This is a genomic window from Nonomuraea sp. NPDC049750 (assembly GCF_040659625.1).
In the GTDB taxonomy this organism is placed as follows: domain Bacteria; phylum Actinomycetota; class Actinomycetes; order Streptosporangiales; family Streptosporangiaceae; genus Nonomuraea.
The window spans coordinates 833706-849504 of record NZ_JBFANB010000001.1 but is presented as its reverse complement, the minus strand read 5'-3'; the positions used below and the strand labels follow the sequence as shown (position 1 = coordinate 849504).

The following is a 15799-nucleotide window of genomic DNA, read 5'->3' as shown; positions in this document are numbered from 1 at the left end:
CCCCGCGCGTCAGCGGACGTTCGGCACCCGCTGAGCGCGGCGGGCGGCCTCGGTCTGGAGCCGGCGCCTCAGCTGTTTGCCGTGGCGGAGAAAGCAACGGGTCCGCAGGCGGCGGTCCTCGGGCAGGCGCCAGTCGGGCAGCGCGCGCTCGATCGCGACGCTGAGCCGGTCGTCGCCTTGGGCGGTGGCGGTGCCGAGCAGCACGACGTTCTCCTGCCACCGCATGCCGGGATCGTGCCGGTGGAAGGTCAGGCAGACCGGCCCTGGCACGGCCGCCACGCCGGCCGGCAGGTCCAGCTCGTACCCGATGGAAGTGGGCGAGAAGGCACGCGCGGGCACGGACACGGGCCGGCCGTCCGTCACCGTCGACATGATCGGCCGGCCCAGGTCGCGGGCCCGGTGGGCGTACGGGCGCCGGTCGGCGGGCGGCGCGGAGCGGCCGGGCAGGCGGGGACCCGACGGGGCGGGGTCGGAGGCAGGGACCGTGGTGCCGGGCGGGCAGTCAGCCTGGCGAATGTGGGTCGCCTGGCGCGACCCGGTCTTGGGGTGGCCGTCTCGTCCGGCTGGTACGCACACGGCCCTTGGCCGTCCTCGCACAGCAAAAGGCCCCTGACCCGGTCAGACAGGTCAGAGGCCCGATAGGTGGCGGTGGTGGTGGGATTTGAACCCACGGATGAGTTGCCCCATCACACGCTTTCGAGGCGTGCGCCCTCGGCCACTAGGCGACACCACCGTCGACGAGCTTACCGGATCCGCCGAGTGCCGAAGAACTCCTTTAGTACCGCGGCGCACTCCTCGCCCAGCACACCCATGACGACCTCGGGGCGGTGGTTGAGCCTGCGGTCGCGGACCACGTCCCACAGTGACCCCACGGCCCCGGCCTTCTCGTCGACGGCCCCGTACACGATGCGGTCGACCCGGGCCAGCACCGCCGCCCCCGCGCACATCGTGCACGGCTCCAGCGTGACCACGAGCGTGCAGCCGCTCAGCCGCCACCCGCCGAGCGACCGGGCGGCCTGCTGGAGCGCCAGCACCTCCGCGTGGGCGGTCGGATCGGCGGAGGACTCGCGGGAATTGCCGGCGGACGCGAGCACCTCGCCCCCCGGACCGAGCACGACCGCGCCGACGGGGACCTCGCCCCGGGCACCGGCCGCGGCGGCCTCGGACAGGGCCAGGCGCATCGCGTCGGCGTGGTTCACCGCAACCGGTCGAGCTCGTCGGCGAAGGACAGCCGCTCGGCGATCACCGAGAGGATGTCGGCTGGCAGCACGCCTTCTTCCATGCTCAGCTCCAGCAGCTCTTCCGAGCTCACGCCCAGGTCGCTGAGCAGGTCGAAGTCGCCGGACGGCTTGACGCCCAGCCCGTTGCCGTCCTTGTCGGGCGCCACGCCGGCGAACTCCGCGAACAGCTCGCCGAGTGTGTCCGACATGATGGCGTGCGCGTCGGAGAGGAAGACCCGCGGCTCGTCGTCACCGCGGTAGCGGACGATGGCGAACCACTCGTCCTCCACCTCGACGCAGAGCAGGGCGAGCTCGTCGCCGGACAGGCCGAGGGCCTCGGTCACCGCGTCGCCGAAGTCGTCGACGATCTCGGCGTCACCGAGATCGACCTCGGCGCCGCTCCAACCGCCGGAGATCTTGACGAAGGCCGCAGAGAAGGTGTTGGACGCCATGTCCGTGCTCCAGGGGTCAGCCGAAGACCGATTCGATGGCCCGCTCGAACGGCTCGGAGAAGCCGAGTCGCGCGGCGATGCTGGAGAGTACGTCTTCCGGGAGGAGTTCGATGTCGCCGGAGAGTATGCCCAGCTCCATCTCGTCGAGTCCCAGGTCCGCGAAGATGGACAGATCGCCGGCCGGGAGCACCGTGTCCTCGTCCTGGAGGATCTCGTCGAGCTCCTCCTCGTCGGGGATCGGCACGTCGAGGTAGTCGAGGACCTGCTCGGCCAGCGGGAAGTCCCAGGAGGCGGCGATGTCGGACAGGAACACATCGACGCGATCACCCAGGACGCGCAGCGCCACGAAGAACTCGTCGCCCACGGCGACCAGGCCGATCGTGCCACTCTCGCTCGGCTGCTGGCGCAGCGCCTTGATCAGCCCATGCAGATCGGACGTCAGCGCGACCGGCAGCAGGCCGGCGTCCCAGCATTCGTCCTCGCGATAGACCACGATGGCGAAGTCGAGCGCATCTTCTTCTGTCATCGTCCACCCCACGACGTGGTCACTACGGGATCCAATCGTTCCAGACCCGGCCACCCCCCGTGGGCTCCTCCGACCAAATTGTGATCAAAACCCATGACGCGACGTGCCGGTTCGTTGCACACAAGATAGCGTTGTCCCTTATGGAAACCCTCGTCGTCGACCATCCTCTCGTAGCGCACAAGCTCACCACGCTGCGCGATGTCCGGACGGACTCGCCGACGTTCCGCCGGCTCGCGGACGAGCTGGTGACGCTGCTGGCGTACGAGGCGACGCGCGATGTGCGGGTCGTGGACGTGAGCGTGCGGACGCCGGTCGCCGAGGCCCATGGAGTGCGGCTGGCCAAGCCCTATCCGCTGGTCGTACCGATCCTGCGGGCGGGTCTCGGCATGCTCGACGGCATGACCAGGCTGCTGCCCACGGCCGAGGTCGGTTTCCTGGGCATGATCCGCAACGAGTCGACGCTGCAGGCCGAGACCTACGCCACCCGGCTGCCCGATGACCTGTCCGGGCGCCAGTGCTACGTGGTCGACCCCATGCTGGCCACCGGCGGCACACTGGCCGCGGCCGTGCGGTTCCTGTTCGACCGCGGGGCGGTGGACGTCACGGCGATCTGCCTGCTCGCGGCGCCCGAAGGGCTGGCGTACATGGACAAGGTGTTCGCCAACTCCGGCAAGCCGATCCGGGTCGTGACCGCCGCCCTCGACGAGCGGCTGAACGAGAACGGTTACATCGTTCCAGGCCTGGGTGACGCCGGAGATCGTTTGTACGGGGTGGTCTGACTCGTCACGCTGCGCACTCACTTCGTTACATACTGTTGTCTCGTGGGTATGAGGTGAGGGGAAGGCAACTTCCGCACGCGCGTGGTGGGGAGCAGCGATGAGCGTTTTTCCGGCTACCGAGGTGTTGTCGTGAGCGACCACACCGAGGCGGAGCCAAGTCCGTACGCGGACGTGGAGACGGCACTCCGCGAGGAGTTCGCCGGCATCCACTCCGCGATCACCGTAACGCGGTGCGTCGAAGCGGCGCACTACGGCGCGCTGGAGGTCACGGGCTACGCCCATCCGAGTCTCGTCGAGCGGATCGCGCGCAAGCACCTTCACGTCCTGGCTCTCGTGGCCAGCGAACGCGGCTAAGCAAGATCAAAACTATCCCGTCAAGTTACCTTTACCCCGGCATTGGGGTGGGTAATGTAGAGAGCGGGTGGAGTAGGTAAGTGGTACGGAGGCGACAGTGCAGGTCAAAAAGGTCCTCACATACGGTGGTATGGCTTTTGTGGCGTACTACCTGTTCGCGCGACCAACCGATGCCGCTGACGCGGTCAGAGGAGTGTTCGACAACGTGATCAACGCGGCCGACTCACTGGCCCAATTTGTGAACAACCTCGCATGAGACTTGTGACCCACGGGGACTCTGCTCCGGCGTCGGTCAACCGCTACCTTCTCCCCCACGAACAACAGGTCATCATGGTACGGCGTCACCCAGCCGTGCTGCTTCGCCCGGTCGCCGAAGTCTTCGGCGGCCTCATCATCGCCGGGTTGCTCAGCAAGATTTTCGGCGGCGAGGGGAGCAGCACGGCCCTCGTCGTCGTCTGGTGGCTCTGGCTTCTGCTCTTGATCCGCTTTGTTTGGAAAGTCGCGGAGTGGTCGGTCGACTACTTTGTGGTTACCTCAAAGCGGATGTTGCTCACCACGGGCCTCATCACGCGCAAAGTCGCGATGATGCCGTTGGGCAAGGTCACCGACATGAGCTTCCAAAGATCTCTCCTTGGGCGCATGCTCGGTTACGGTGAGTTCATCCTTGAATCCGCTGGTCAGGATCAGGCACTGTCAACAGTCGAGTACATTCCGTATCCGGAGACTCTGTACCTCGAAGTGTGCCAGATGCTTTTCCCCAGCAAGGACGACAGCGACGATTAATCCTGCCGTGGGGAATTCTTCACGTGGGGATACCCGATTGCGCCACTTCATGCAATCATTGCGGAGTGTTGACCCTTCCCCGCCTTGAGAGATGAGATGCCGAGTCAGGGAACCATCGGTGACCGCGTCCGAGGACTGCGGCTAAACAGGCGGATGTCACAGGCCCAACTGGCCGGACCCGACCTGTCTGACAGTTATGTCTCGCTCATCGAGTCGGGCAAGCGGACTCCGACTCCGGTTGTAGCAAGACTCCTGGCCGAGCGCCTGGGGTGCACCACCGAGTTCCTCCTGCATGGGATCGAGCCTCGGCAGCGCATCGATACCGAGCTCGGTCTGCGCCACGCTGAGCTGGAGCTACAGCATGGCGACCCCAGCCTCGCGGCCGACCGCTTCACGGAGATCGTGAAGGCGGCCGACGAGGAAAACGCACTGCTCACCGCGCACGCCCGCCTCGGCAGGGCCCGCGCCCTCGAAGCGCAAGGACGGCTCGGCCAGGCGGTCGAGGCGTTCGAGCGGCTGCGCAGGGAGGCGGCGGCCCATCCTGAGCGGCTGGCCGACCTGCCGCTCACCGTCGCGCTGAGCCGCTGCTACCAGCGGGCGGGCGACCGCCTGCGGGCCCGCGACCTGGCCGCGCACGCGCTTGAACAGGCGGAGCGGCTGGCGGTAACGCAAGGCGAGATCGCCATCGACCTGGCCGCCGCGCTGGTAGAGGTGCGCAGCGGACGCGAGGGCGACTCTCCCGAGCTCGGATTCGTCCAGCGGGTGCTCGACGCCAGCGGCGTGCCTGAGATTGTGGACCGTTCCGCTGAGATTCACGCCCTCTGGCAGGCCAGTGTGGCCGCGGCCGGTGGCGAGGACTCCGCGCTGGCCGTACGCCTGGCCGACGACGCGATCATGGCAGGCCGGCCCGCCAGGCTCACGCTGCAGCTGGCCCGCGTGGCCATGCACTGGGCCAGGCTCGACTCCGCGCCGGTCGCCGAAGCAGACAGGTGGGCCGAAGCGGCGACTCGCGTGTTCGCGAGCACCGCGGGCAGCACGCAGGAGCACGGCGAGAGCCTCATCGCGTACGCCAGGGTCAAGCTGCGGGCGCGAGACGCCGTGCGAGCGGGCGAGCTGGCCACCTCGGCGCTCGACCTGGTGCACGACGCCCCGGGCACGGCACCGGCCGAGGCCCACCTCGTGCTCGCCACCGTCGCGCTCGCCCTGGACGCCGACGCGTCGAGGTCTCTCGGCGAGGCTCGGCAGCTGCTCGAGACGCTCAACCGTCCGGTGTTCGGCTCCGACAGGCAGGCCGCACGTTGCTGGCGGGAGCTGGGCGACCTCTACGGCAGCTCCGGGGACAAGGCCCAGCAGACCAGCGCCTATCGCAGGGCGTTGGAGGCCGCCGGAGTCCATTCCGCACTGGCAGGGGTGAAGATCGACGTTTCAGTGAACCGCTAGCCCTCCGGGAGCTCCAGATTTGGTTTTTGAGTCTGGAATAATTAGGGTCTACCAGTCATTGACTCATGGGATGACTGGCACCCCCGGAGGAGGCGGACTGTGAGTCTGCGTACGGCTCAGCGAGCTTCGCTCGTCGACCAGGTGATCGATCAGCTCAAGGAGCAGATCACCTCAGGGTTGTGGCAGATGAACGGCAAGATCCCAACTGAGACGGTGCTCGCGGAGCAGCTCGGAGTGGGACGCAACACCGTTCGCGAGGCCGTACGCGCGCTTACACACGCCGGGCTGCTGGAGTGCCGCCAGGGTGACGGGACCTACGTCCGCGCCACCAGCGAGCTCTCCGGCGCCATGCTGAGGCGCCTGCGCCAGGCCGAGCAGCTGGAGATCCTCGAGGTGCGCCGCGCACTGGAGGTCGAATCTGCTCGCCTGGCCGCTACCAGGCGCACCGACGAGGACATCCTGCGCATCGAGGCCGCCCTGGCCGAGCGCGACCGCGCCTGGGAGCTGGACGACCCGGACGCCTTCGTGGAGGCCGACCTGGCCTTCCACATGTCCGTGGCACATGCCACGCACAACCTCGTGCTGATCGACCTCTATGAGGACTTCTCGGCGGCGCTGCGGGCCAGCATCACGGCCGCGGGCACGTCGCTGAACAAGAGCTACATCCCCCACGACGCCATCGCGCGGGCCATCTCCTCGGGCGACGCCACCGCCGCCGAGCGCGCCGGGCACGCTTGCATGGAGCACATTCTCATCGCGCTCACCGAGGGCGCATAACCCTCACCGAGGACGCCTCGGTTTACCCAAAGGGGTTACCCGAGGCGCAGCGACATCACCAAGTAGCGGAAGCTGGGCTGCCCGTCGCCAGGAACATCCTGGATCAGGGCGGGCCTCGTCGGTGACCCCATGTTGAGGCGGGCCAGGTCGGTCTCGATGCCGGTCAGGCCGTCGAGGAGGAACTGCGACTGGAAGGCGATCTGGATGTCGTCGCCGCGCAGCTCGCACTCGACCACCTCGGAGCCGCGGCCGATGTCGCCGCCGCCGGCCTGGATGCGCACATGGCCCTGGCTGAACGACAGCCGGATCGCGGTGTTGCGCTCGGCCACCAGCGCCACCCGCTTGATGGCGTTGACGAACGCCGTCACCGGCAGGTCGGCCCTGATCGACCAGTCGGCGGTCAGCCTGGCGCGGTAGTCGATGAACTGCTCGTCGAGCAGGCGGACCGTGGTGCTGCGGCCGACGCTCTCGAAGCCCGCCACGCCATCGCCCAGCGCCACCGCCACCTCACCGCCGCGCAGCGTCTTGGCCACGTCGACCAGCACGCGGGCGGGCACCATGGCGGACACGGCGACATCGGGCGTGGCCGGACGCCAGGTGAGGTCGCGGGCCGCGATGCGGTAGCGGTCGGTGGCCGCCATCGTGACCGACTCGCCCTCGATGTCGACCCTGATGCCGGTCAGCATCGGCAGCGTGTCGTCGCGGCTGGAGGCGGGCGCGACCTGGCCCACGGCCGAGGCGAAGACGCCGCCGCCGATGGCGCCGATGCTCGGCGGCATCGTGGGCATGGTCGGAAAGTCTTCGACGGGCATCGTGATCAGGCCGAACTCGGCGCTGCCACAGGTCAGGACCGCCTCCTGCCCCTCGGTCACGATCTCGACGTCCTCGGCGGGCAGGCTGCGGCTGATCTCCGCGAGCAGGCGGCCGGGGATGAGCACCTGGCCCTGCTCGGCCACGTCGGCCTCGATCCTGGCCTGAGCCGAGACGTCGTAGTCGAACGCGGACAGGCTCAGCTCCTCGTCGGCGCCCAGCAGCAGGCCCGAGAGCACGGGCACCACAGGGCGGCTGGGCAGCACCCTGGCGGCCCATGCCACCGCGTCTGCCAGAACATCGCGGTTTACCCGGATTTTCACCTGACCCACCCTTTCGTGTTGCTGCCTCCTATGAAAGGTAGCCGGTGTCACCGACAATGCGGCTATCTGCTGTTGAGGTAGGCCAGCACCGCCAGGACCCGCCGATTGTCGTCGTCAGAAGGCGCCAGACCCAGCTTGGCGAAGATGCCGGCCGTGTGCTTGGCCACCGCGCTCTCGCTGAGGTAGAGCCGCTGGGAGATGGCGGCGTTGGAGCGCCCTTCGGCCATCGCCTCCAGCACCTCCCGCTCGCGTGGCGTGAGGGCGGCCAGCGGCTCGTTCCTGGCGTTGCTGGCCAGCAGCTTGGCGATCACGTCGGGGTCCATCGCGGTGCCGCCTTGGGCGACTCGGCGTACGGCGTCGATGAACTGCTCGGCGTTGAACACCCGGTCCTTGAGCAGGTAGCCGATCGCGCCGGACCCGTCGGCGAGCAATTCGCGCGCGTACAGCTGCTCGACGTGCTGCGACAGCACCAGGATCGGCAGGCCGGGCACCTGCCGGCGGGCTGCCAGGGCGGCCTGCAGACCCTCGTCGGTGAAGGTGGGCGGCAGCCGTACGTCCACGATCGAGACGTCGGGGCGCAGCTCGATCAGCCCCTTGAGCAGCTCGGGGCCGCTCTCCACGGCGGCCACGACCGTGAAGCCGTGCGCCTGGAGCAGGTGGACCAGGCCGTCCCTGAGCAGGTAGAGGTCTTCGGCGACGAGAACGCGGTTCATTTGCTGAACCATAGACGGCGCGGAGTCGCCTCCGCCCACCAGCGATCTCTGTTGTGGCAGGCCGGGAGCACGGTGGCGGTCAGGTACATGGCGCAGCCGAGCGCGATCATGAACAGGATGACCGGCCACTGCCACGGCTCGGGCATGTACAGCGCGAGGAACCAGGCCTTCTCCTCGATGCCGAATGCCTTGAAGATGCCCGCCACGATGCCCTGCGGGAACAGCGGGCACCAGGAGGTCAGCCAGAGCGTGACCACCACGGCGCCCTTCCAGCGCGGCAACTTGGGCAGGCTGCCCGCCCAGTGGTTCGGCAGGACCTTGGGCATGCTCATGGTCACCGTGGTCGGCCCGCCGGGCGGGCTGTTCACCGCGAGCACCCCGTCGAAGGCGGCCAGCCGCCGCTCTATGCCCGGCAGGCCGCTGCCCTTGCCGGGGTCGGCGCCGCCCATACCGTCGTCGATCACGGAGATCCGCAGGTCGGGGCCATTGCCGCTGATGTCGACGGTGGCCGTGGCCGCCCCGCCGTGCCTGGCCGCGTTGGACAGCAGCTCGCTGACCGCGAAGTAGGCGGCGGCCTCCACCGGCGGCTCCGGGCGGTGCGGCAGGTCGACGTCCACGTTCACCCGGAGCGGGCTGTCGATGGCCAGGGCGCGCACGGCGTCGGCGAGCCCGCGCTCGGCCAGCACCGGCGGGTGGATGCCGCGGATGACGGTACGCAGCTCGGTCAGCGTCTCCGAGGACGCCTCCTTGGCCTTGGACAGCAGCGCCTTGGCCGCGGCCGGGTCGGTGTCGACGAGCTGCTCGACGGCGCCGAGCGTCATGCCGATCGCCACCAGCCTCGCCTGCGTGCCGTCATGCAGGTCGCGCTCGATCCTGCGCATCTCCGCGGACTGGGTGTCGGCCGCCAGGTTGCGTACCCGCTGAAGGTGGCTGACCTGCCCCGCCAGGCGGCTCGCCGCGGTCGCGGACAGCACCAGCTCGCACCACATGCCGTAGACGCGCAGCCCGCGGTCGGGCAGCAGCAGGAGCAGCGGCAGCAGGCCCAGCTTGACCACCGGGTCAAGGACCAGCCAGACGCAGTCGCGCCAGGTCGCCGGGTCGGTGACCAGCCACTTCCACCGGTCGTTCCAGGCCGGCACTCGCGGCGACTTGTACAGCGTGCGGTGCGAGCGGTACATCCCGTCGGCCTGCCGCTGCGGGGGCGGCGGCTTGGGCAGGTACGGCGAGTCGATCCGGACGCCTAACCACTCCCCGACCAACCGTCTCCTGTGCTCCGCCACCTGCCTGGCCAGCCGCGCCTGCACTGGGAAAAGGGGGACCACGCCGAGGCCGAAGGCCAGGACGAGCAGGCCGAAGGAGACGGCGGCGGCGGGCACCTCGACGAGGATCAGCGCCAGCAGCCCTGCGGTCTGGGCGTACCTTCTCAGCATGCTCCCAGTGTCCGCGATCCGGAGCATCCCGCATATTGCACCTAGATACACCTTCGCCGGGTACCCAGCCCGATTCTCCGTGAGGACCGGAATTCCTAGCGTCTAAGGCATGAAAGTCATCGAGGTCAGGAACCTCCACAAGCGGTACCCGAATCATGTCGCGGTGGATGACGTGTCGTTCGAGGTGTCGGATGGCGAGATCTTCGGCATCCTCGGCCCGAACGGCGCCGGCAAGACCACGACCGTCGAGTGCGTCGCGGGGTTGCGCACTCCCGATCGTGGCACCGTACGCGTGACCGGGATCGACCCCCACCAGGACAGGGATGCGTTACGGCGGGTACTCGGCGCGCAGCTGCAGAGTGCCGAACTGCCGGAGAAGATCAAGGTGTGGGAGGCGCTGGATCTCTACGCCTCCTTCTATCCGGATCCGGCCGACTGGTCCGAGCTGATCGAGCGCGTCGGGCTCGGCGGCAAGCGGGAGGAGCGCTTCGCCAAGCTCTCCGGCGGGCAGCGGCAGCGCCTGTCCATCGCGCTGGCATTGGTGGGCCGGCCACGTGTCGCGGTGCTCGACGAGCTCACCACCGGCCTCGACCCGCAGGCCCGCAGGGACACCTGGCAGCTGGTCGAGCAGGTACGCGACTCCGGGGTGACCATCGTGCTCGTCACCCACTTCATGGAGGAGGCCGAGCGGCTCTGCGACCGCGTCGCGCTCATCGACGCGGGCCGGGTCGTCGCCACCGACACGCCCACGGGGTTGATCGCCCAGGTGGGCGGGGCGCAGCGGCTGCGGTTCCGGCCGACCGCGCCCTTCTCCGACGACCTCCTGCTGGCCCTGCCCGAGGTGAGCGAGGTCGCCAGGAGCGGCGAGCAGATCGTGGTGACGGGCACCGGCGACCTCGCCACCTCCGTCATGCTGGCGCTCGCCCGGCATGAGGTCGTACCCGCCGACCTGCGCATCGAGCAGGCCACGCTCGACGACGCGTTCCTCGCACTGACCGGAAGGAAGCTGTCATGAGGAAGATCCTCTTCGTCGAGACCAAGCTGCATCTGCGGCAGTGGCCCACGGTGGTCTTCACCCTCGGTCTGCCGCTCGCCCTGCTGCTGGCGCTCGGCGGCATCCCCGACCTGTCCAAGCCCGATCCGGCGATGGGCGGCCAGCGGATCATCGACACCCAGCTGCCGGCCCAGATGGCCTTGCTCGCCGTGCTGACGCTCGCCTGCTCGGTGCTGCCGGCCGTCCTGGTCACCTATCGCGAGCAGGGAGTGCTCAGGCGGATGTCGACGACGCCCGTTCCGCCGGGGCGGCTGCTGGCCGCCCAGCTCATCATCAACCTGGCCATCGGCACCGTGTCGGTCCTCCTCCTGGCGGTGGTCGGGAACCTGGTGCGCGGCGTAGCGATACCCCGGCAACTCCTCGGTTTCGCGCTGGTCTTCCTGCTCGGCTCGGCCGCGCTGCTGGCCCTGGGGCTGGTGATCGCCTCGGTCGCGCCGTCGGGGAGGGCGGCGTCGGCGATCGGGTCGGTGGTGATGTTCCCGCTGATGTTCGTGGCGGGTATGTGGATCCCGCGCGAGTTCATGCCGGACGCGCTGCGGGTGGTGAGCGACTACTCGGTGGCGGGGCCGTTCGCCCAGGCGTTGCGCGACACCTGGGCGGGCCACGCGCCGCAGCCGCTGCACCTCGTCGTCATGGCGGCCGGCCTGCTGGTCTTCGGCGGGATCGCGATCCGGTTGTTCCGCTGGGAGTAGTGCTGACCCAGTTGCTTTCGCCGGGAGCGGCGCTGACCCGGTTGCTTTCGCCGGGAGTGGCGCTGACCCGGTTGCTTTCGCCGGGAGTAGCGCTACGACCAGACGGGGCGGGCACCCGTGACGTTCAGCATCACCGAGTAGAGCGAGGACGAGGCCGCGATGAAGAGCCTGTTGCGCTTCAGGCCGCCGAACACCAGGTTGGCGACATCGTCGGGCAGGCGGAGCCGGCCGATCAGCGTCCCGTCGGGGTCGTGGCAGAGCACCGCCTTGCCGGCCGCCGCCCACACCCGGCCCGTGTCGTCCAGCCGCATCCCGTCGAAGCGGTCGTCGTCGCCTCCCTGCGCGAAGACCTCGCCGCCCGAGAGCGTGCCGTTGTCGTGCACGTCGAGCACGCGTATGTGCCTGCGGCGGGTGTCGGCGATGTACAGACGGGACTCGTCCAGCGAGAAGGCCAGCCCGTTGGGCCGGTCGAAGTCGTCGGCCACCCGGCTCACCTCCCCCGTCACCGGATCGACGCGATAGACGTGACAGCCGTCGATCTCCGGCTCGGCCCGAAAGCCCTCGTAGTCGCTGTCTATGCCATAGGCGGGGTCGGTGAACCAGATGGAGCCGTCGGAGCGGACCACCGCGTCGTTCGGGCTGTTGAGCCGCTTGCCCTGCCACCGGTCGGCGATCACGGTGATGGAGCCGTCGGCCTCGGTGCGGGTGACCCGGCGCTGACCCTGCTCGCACGAGATCAGGCGGCCCTGGCGGTCGAGCGTGTTGCCGTTGACGTAGCCGGCGGGCTGCCGGAACGGGCCCACGGCGCCGGTCATCTCGTCCCAGCGCAGCATCCGGTCGTTGGGGATGTCGCTCCAGGCCAGGAACCGGCCCGCCGGGAAATAGACGGGCCCCTCGGCCCAGCGGGTGCCGAAGTAGATGCGCTCGACCAGATCGTCGCCGCCGACCGTGGCGAAGCGCTCGTCCAGCACCTCCAGCTCCGTGGGGATGTTGCCATATGGGGTTTGGTGAAGAGGCTGCATAGTCGAATATCATACTGTCATGGATGAGATCGACAAGATGCTGATCGGCCTGCTTCAGGAAGACGCGACGCGGTCGTACGCGGTTCTCGGCAAGGCGGTCGGCCTGTCGAGCGGGGCGGCGCACGAGCGGGTGCGCAAGTTGCGCGAGCGTGGGGTGATCAAGCGCACCACGATCGAGGTGGATCCGGCCGCGCTCGGGCGCGAGGTCGTGGCGTACGTGCTGGTCGATGGCGGCGCCTGGATGGGGGACTCCGCGGCGCGGCTGGCGGCGATCGCGCCGGTCGAGGAGGCCCACGTCATCGCTGGTCCGGCCTCGGTACTGCTCAAGGTCCGTACGGCCGACACGAGGGAGTTACAGCAGGTCCTGCGGCAGGTGTTCGAGGTGGACGGCGTGACCGGGACCCAGACGGTCGTCGTGCTGGAGACGTTCTTCGAGCGGCCCGTCCACGTGGAATAGGGTGCTCAGGTGGCGATTTTTGCGCAGATCAGTGATACCCACATCGGTGGCTCCGACGAGAGCGTCGAGCGTACGCGGCAGGTCATGGAGCACCTGCGGACGCTGCGCCTCGACGCCGTCCTGGTCACGGGTGACATCGCCGACCACGCGTTGCCGGAGGAATACACGATCGCGGAGGAGCTGCTCCGCGACGAGCGGCCGATGGCCATCTGTCCGGGCAACCATGACGCGGTGCCGGAGTTCGAGAAGCTGCTCGGCCCGGCCAACCAGGCGCTCAGGCTCGACGACCTGACCATCGCCCTGGCCGATTCGAGCGTGCCCGGTCACCACCACGGCTACCTGGCCGACGAGACACTGTCCTGGCTCGACGAGGTGCTGTCGGAGCGGCCCGACGTCCCGGCGTTCGTGGGGATGCACCATCCGCCGATCGAGCTGGGCATCCCGTACGTCGACCAGATCCGGCTGCGCGAGCCGGAACGGCTGGCGGACCTGCTCTCACGGCACCCGCACGTGGCCGGGGTGCTGACCGGCCACGCGCACACCGCCGTGTCGGCCCGGTTCGCCGGACTGCCGCTCGTCGTCGCACCCGGCGTCATCTCCACCTGCCTGACCAACGTGGAGACCGAGGCCGAGATCCCCGTCTCCTACGACCTGCCGCCCGCGTACGCGCTGCACATCTTCGACGGCCGGCAGCTGGTCACCCACTTCCGGCCAGTGTTCCTCAAGTATTCTTGAGGTTATGACCAAGGTGGCGTGGAACTCCAAGGAGCTGACGGTCGGCCAGCTCGCCGAGCGCAGCGGCGTGGCCGTGTCGGCGCTCCACTTCTACGAGGCCAAGGGGCTCATCGGGAGCCGCCGCACCGCGGGTAACCAGCGGCGCTACACCCGTGACACGCTGCGCCGGGTCGCGTTCGTCCGGCTGTCGCAGCGGCTGGGCATCCCGCTGCGGACCATCAAGGACGCCCTGGGCGAGCTGCCCGAGGAGCGCACGCCCACCCGTGACGACTGGGCGCGGCTGTCGGCGGCCTGGCGCAGCGAGCTCGACGACCGGATCGAGCAGTTGCAGCGGCTCCGCGACGACCTCACCGAGTGCATCGGGTGCGGGTGCCTGTCGCTCGACCGGTGCGCGCTGGCCAACCCGCACGACCGGCTGGGCAACGAGGGGCCGGGGGCGAGACGCATTGACACCCGGCTCACCCCGTCCAAGGAGGGCTGCTCGGCCCCGCAGGCCGCGTGCTAGTGCGGTCTTTCGGGCGGTTCGTCCCCCGACCGTCTCGGTCCCGGTGACGGTCCGTCGTGGTTGAGGTCCTTTTGAGGGGATAGCCCCTTCGGGGCGGGAGAGAGAAGACGGTCCGTCGTGGTTGGGGTCCCTTTGAAGGGGATAGCCCCTTCGGGGCGAGAGAGAGAAGACGGCCCGTCATGGTTGGGGTCCCTCTGAAGGGATAGCCCTTCGGGGCGGGAGGTCCGTCGCGGCTGTCCCTATTGAGGGCCCCTTTCGGAACGGATACCCGGCGAATCAGTGCTTGGTCGGTGGGACGATCAGGGTCGGCCGGTGGGCGTGGTGCAGCACGTGGTTGGAGACGCTGCCCAGGAGCACGGAGCGTACGCCGGCCAGTCCTCGCGACCCCGTGACGACCAGCGACGCGTCGACCTCGTCAGCGACGTCCACGATCGTCCGCCAGATCGACTCGTTGTCGGCCACCGCCCGATACGTCACATCCGCGAGCCCGGCGGCGATCGCCAGCTCGGCCCCCTCCTTGGCGTACTGCTCGGCCTGGACCCGCCACTCCTCACTGGAGTCGGCGAGGACCGCGGCACCGGCCAGCGGATACCTCTTGAGCTGTACGAGCAGCGGCTCCCACACGGTCACGATGAGCGTGGGCTCGGCGGCCAGGTGCTTGCCCGCGAACTCGATGGCGGCGCGCGAGTCGGCCGAGCCGTCGTAGGCGACGAGGATGGTCATGGCGTGCTTCCCTTCAGTTGAAGCTCACTCTCTCGTTGCAGCACTGGGACGATCAGCCGGGATTCCGGGAGCCGCTGTCTGTTGTGTCACACCGGAAGTTGTGTCACAGCTGAAGGACCGGCGAGGATCGGTCTTCGTGACACTCCCCCGCGTGCCCCGCCTCGACATCGACGGCGTCCTGCGCGAGCTCGACGTACCGCTCGTCTATGAAGGCCCCTGCCCCGGCGGTCAGGTCGGCGCCGCGTACGTGCGCTGGCCCGACGGCCGCAGGTCGGTGCTCAGCCGCGGACCCGACGTCGGCGCGCTGCTGGAGGTGGCCCGCGCGGCGGGCATCCCGGCGCCGCGCTACGAGCTGGTACGCCCGCCGGTCGTGGTGCAGGAGCTGCTGCCGGGCTCTCCCCCGCGCGAGCCCTCCCGGGTCACGATCGAGTCGATGCTCGACGTCAACCGGCGCTGCCGTGGCCTGCTGGCCGGCCGCACGGACCTGCCCGGATTCGCGCTCTTCCTGCGCGCCGACGGACCGGGCTTCTGCCTGCACGAGCCGCTGCGGACGTACGACAGCCGCACGCGGCGGCTGCTCGACCAGGTCGAGGAGATCGGCGCCGCCCTCCCCGAGCGGCTGGACGGCCCCGACCTCGTCCACACCGACTTCCATCCCGAGAACGTGCTGGTCGACGCCTCGGGCACGGTCACCGGAGTGATCGACTGGGATGGCGCCACGCGGGGTGACGCGGACTTCGATCTCTTCACGCTGCGCTTCGACCTCACGCACCGGGCCCCGGAGCTCGCTCGGCTGCTCGACCGAATGGTGTCCGAGGAGGCGGCGCCGGCCTGCTGGGCGCACATGAGCCTGCGCATGGTCGACTGGGCGATCCGGCACTTCACCGCCACCGAGGTCACCGTCTGGCTCGACGTCGCCGAACGACTCCGGCCGCTCTGATCTCCGCCCGACGCACGTCAACGGCGCCCGCCCGGACGACACGTCGGTCAGCGGTGCCGTCCTG

Annotated in this window: 21 protein-coding genes and 1 tRNA gene; 12 read left to right on the top strand and 10 right to left on the bottom strand. The window is 69.2% G+C overall.

The window, feature by feature from the left end; all coding sequences use genetic code 11:
- Window positions 1-9: 9 nt before the first annotated feature.
- The 5 genes from AB0J16_RS04110 to AB0J16_RS04090 all read right to left on the bottom strand — a co-directional run bounded on the left by AB0J16_RS04110 (window position 10) and on the right by AB0J16_RS04090 (window position 2198).
- A complete protein-coding gene (locus tag AB0J16_RS04110) occupies window positions 10-576 on the bottom strand; it encodes a hypothetical protein (protein WP_358534433.1) in 567 nt (188 codons plus the stop codon).
- A gap of 67 nt (window positions 577-643) precedes the next feature.
- A tRNA-Ser gene (locus AB0J16_RS04105) sits at window positions 644-733 on the bottom strand.
- A gap of 10 nt (window positions 734-743) precedes the next feature.
- Window positions 744-1199 carry a tRNA adenosine(34) deaminase TadA gene (gene tadA / locus AB0J16_RS04100; protein ID WP_357938069.1) on the bottom strand — a complete coding sequence of 152 codons (456 nt, stop codon included), beginning with the start codon at window positions 1197-1199 and terminating at the stop codon, window positions 744-746.
- Window positions 1196-1672, bottom strand: coding sequence for a tRNA adenosine deaminase-associated protein (locus AB0J16_RS04095; protein WP_358534431.1), 477 nt, complete (start codon window positions 1670-1672; stop codon window positions 1196-1198). The genes tadA and AB0J16_RS04095 overlap by 4 nt, the downstream gene beginning before the upstream one ends.
- Window positions 1673-1688: 16 nt before the next feature.
- Window positions 1689-2198: a tRNA adenosine deaminase-associated protein gene (locus AB0J16_RS04090; RefSeq protein WP_357655246.1), complete on the bottom strand. Its 510-nt coding sequence runs from the start codon at window positions 2196-2198 to the stop codon at window positions 1689-1691.
- Between the two features lie 140 nt (window positions 2199-2338).
- Here AB0J16_RS04090 and upp point away from each other — a divergent pair, with 140 nt between their 5' ends.
- From upp to AB0J16_RS04060, 6 genes are all read left to right on the top strand, one after another.
- Window positions 2339-2977: a uracil phosphoribosyltransferase gene (gene upp / locus AB0J16_RS04085; protein ID WP_358534429.1), complete on the top strand. Its 639-nt coding sequence runs from the start codon at window positions 2339-2341 to the stop codon at window positions 2975-2977.
- A 129-nt stretch (window positions 2978-3106) separates the two neighbouring features.
- Complete coding sequence (locus tag AB0J16_RS04080; protein ID WP_357655252.1) at window positions 3107-3331, top strand: hypothetical protein; 225 nt, start codon at window positions 3107-3109, stop codon at window positions 3329-3331.
- Window positions 3332-3428: 97 nt separating this feature from the next.
- The gene (locus tag AB0J16_RS04075) at window positions 3429-3587 is read left to right on the top strand and encodes a hypothetical protein (RefSeq protein ID WP_225300975.1); all 159 of its coding nucleotides are present in this window, start codon (window positions 3429-3431) and stop codon (window positions 3585-3587) included.
- Window positions 3584-4114 carry a PH domain-containing protein gene (locus AB0J16_RS04070; RefSeq protein ID WP_225300974.1) on the top strand — a complete coding sequence of 177 codons (531 nt, stop codon included), beginning with the start codon at window positions 3584-3586 and terminating at the stop codon, window positions 4112-4114. The genes AB0J16_RS04075 and AB0J16_RS04070 overlap by 4 nt, the downstream gene beginning before the upstream one ends.
- 96 nt (window positions 4115-4210) lie before the next feature.
- A complete protein-coding gene (locus AB0J16_RS04065) occupies window positions 4211-5554 on the top strand; it encodes a helix-turn-helix transcriptional regulator (RefSeq protein ID WP_358534427.1) in 1344 nt (447 codons plus the stop codon).
- 99 nt (window positions 5555-5653) lie between these two features.
- Window positions 5654-6331, top strand: coding sequence for a FadR/GntR family transcriptional regulator (locus AB0J16_RS04060; RefSeq protein WP_357938079.1), 678 nt, complete (start codon window positions 5654-5656; stop codon window positions 6329-6331).
- A 35-nt stretch (window positions 6332-6366) separates the two neighbouring features.
- Here the strand turns inward: AB0J16_RS04060 and dnaN are convergent, their stop codons facing one another.
- The 3 genes from dnaN to AB0J16_RS04045 all read right to left on the bottom strand — a co-directional run bounded on the left by dnaN (window position 6367) and on the right by AB0J16_RS04045 (window position 9607).
- Window positions 6367-7464 (bottom strand): DNA polymerase III subunit beta, encoded by a 1098-nt coding sequence (gene dnaN / locus AB0J16_RS04055; RefSeq protein WP_358534425.1) that lies wholly within the window; start codon window positions 7462-7464, stop codon window positions 6367-6369.
- A gap of 62 nt (window positions 7465-7526) precedes the next feature.
- Window positions 7527-8177 carry a response regulator transcription factor gene (locus AB0J16_RS04050; protein ID WP_358534423.1) on the bottom strand — a complete coding sequence of 217 codons (651 nt, stop codon included), beginning with the start codon at window positions 8175-8177 and terminating at the stop codon, window positions 7527-7529.
- Window positions 8174-9607 carry a histidine kinase gene (locus AB0J16_RS04045; protein ID WP_358534421.1) on the bottom strand — a complete coding sequence of 478 codons (1434 nt, stop codon included), beginning with the start codon at window positions 9605-9607 and terminating at the stop codon, window positions 8174-8176. Before AB0J16_RS04045 ends, AB0J16_RS04050 begins: the two co-directional genes overlap by 4 nt.
- Before the next feature lie 109 nt (window positions 9608-9716).
- Between AB0J16_RS04045 and AB0J16_RS04040 the strand changes: the two genes are divergently transcribed.
- On the top strand, window positions 9717-10622 hold the full coding sequence (locus AB0J16_RS04040) for an ABC transporter ATP-binding protein (protein WP_358534419.1): 906 nt from the start codon (window positions 9717-9719) through the stop codon (window positions 10620-10622).
- Complete coding sequence (locus tag AB0J16_RS04035) at window positions 10619-11353, top strand: ABC transporter permease (protein WP_358534417.1); 735 nt, start codon at window positions 10619-10621, stop codon at window positions 11351-11353. Before AB0J16_RS04040 ends, AB0J16_RS04035 begins: the two co-directional genes overlap by 4 nt.
- 92 nt (window positions 11354-11445) lie before the next feature.
- Here AB0J16_RS04035 and AB0J16_RS04030 read toward each other — a convergent pair whose 3' ends face one another.
- On the bottom strand, window positions 11446-12375 hold the full coding sequence (locus AB0J16_RS04030; protein ID WP_358534415.1) for an SMP-30/gluconolactonase/LRE family protein: 930 nt from the start codon (window positions 12373-12375) through the stop codon (window positions 11446-11448).
- A 19-nt stretch (window positions 12376-12394) separates the two neighbouring features.
- Between AB0J16_RS04030 and AB0J16_RS04025 the strand changes: the two genes are divergently transcribed.
- From AB0J16_RS04025 to soxR, 3 genes are read left to right on the top strand one after another with little or no spacing between them, the layout of a single operon-like run.
- Window positions 12395-12832 (top strand): Lrp/AsnC family transcriptional regulator, encoded by a 438-nt coding sequence (locus AB0J16_RS04025; protein WP_358176776.1) that lies wholly within the window; start codon window positions 12395-12397, stop codon window positions 12830-12832.
- 9 nt (window positions 12833-12841) lie between these two features.
- Window positions 12842-13567 carry a metallophosphoesterase gene (locus AB0J16_RS04020; protein ID WP_358534413.1) on the top strand — a complete coding sequence of 242 codons (726 nt, stop codon included), beginning with the start codon at window positions 12842-12844 and terminating at the stop codon, window positions 13565-13567.
- Between the two features lie 4 nt (window positions 13568-13571).
- Window positions 13572-14072 carry a redox-sensitive transcriptional activator SoxR gene (soxR, locus tag AB0J16_RS04015; protein ID WP_358534411.1) on the top strand — a complete coding sequence of 167 codons (501 nt, stop codon included), beginning with the start codon at window positions 13572-13574 and terminating at the stop codon, window positions 14070-14072.
- 276 nt (window positions 14073-14348) lie between these two features.
- Here soxR and AB0J16_RS04010 read toward each other — a convergent pair whose 3' ends face one another.
- On the bottom strand, window positions 14349-14795 hold the full coding sequence (locus AB0J16_RS04010; protein ID WP_358534410.1) for a universal stress protein: 447 nt from the start codon (window positions 14793-14795) through the stop codon (window positions 14349-14351).
- A 136-nt stretch (window positions 14796-14931) separates the two neighbouring features.
- Between AB0J16_RS04010 and AB0J16_RS04005 the strand changes: the two genes are divergently transcribed.
- The gene (locus AB0J16_RS04005) at window positions 14932-15735 is read left to right on the top strand and encodes a phosphotransferase (protein WP_358534408.1); all 804 of its coding nucleotides are present in this window, start codon (window positions 14932-14934) and stop codon (window positions 15733-15735) included.
- The last annotated feature ends 64 nt before the right edge of the window (window positions 15736-15799 follow it).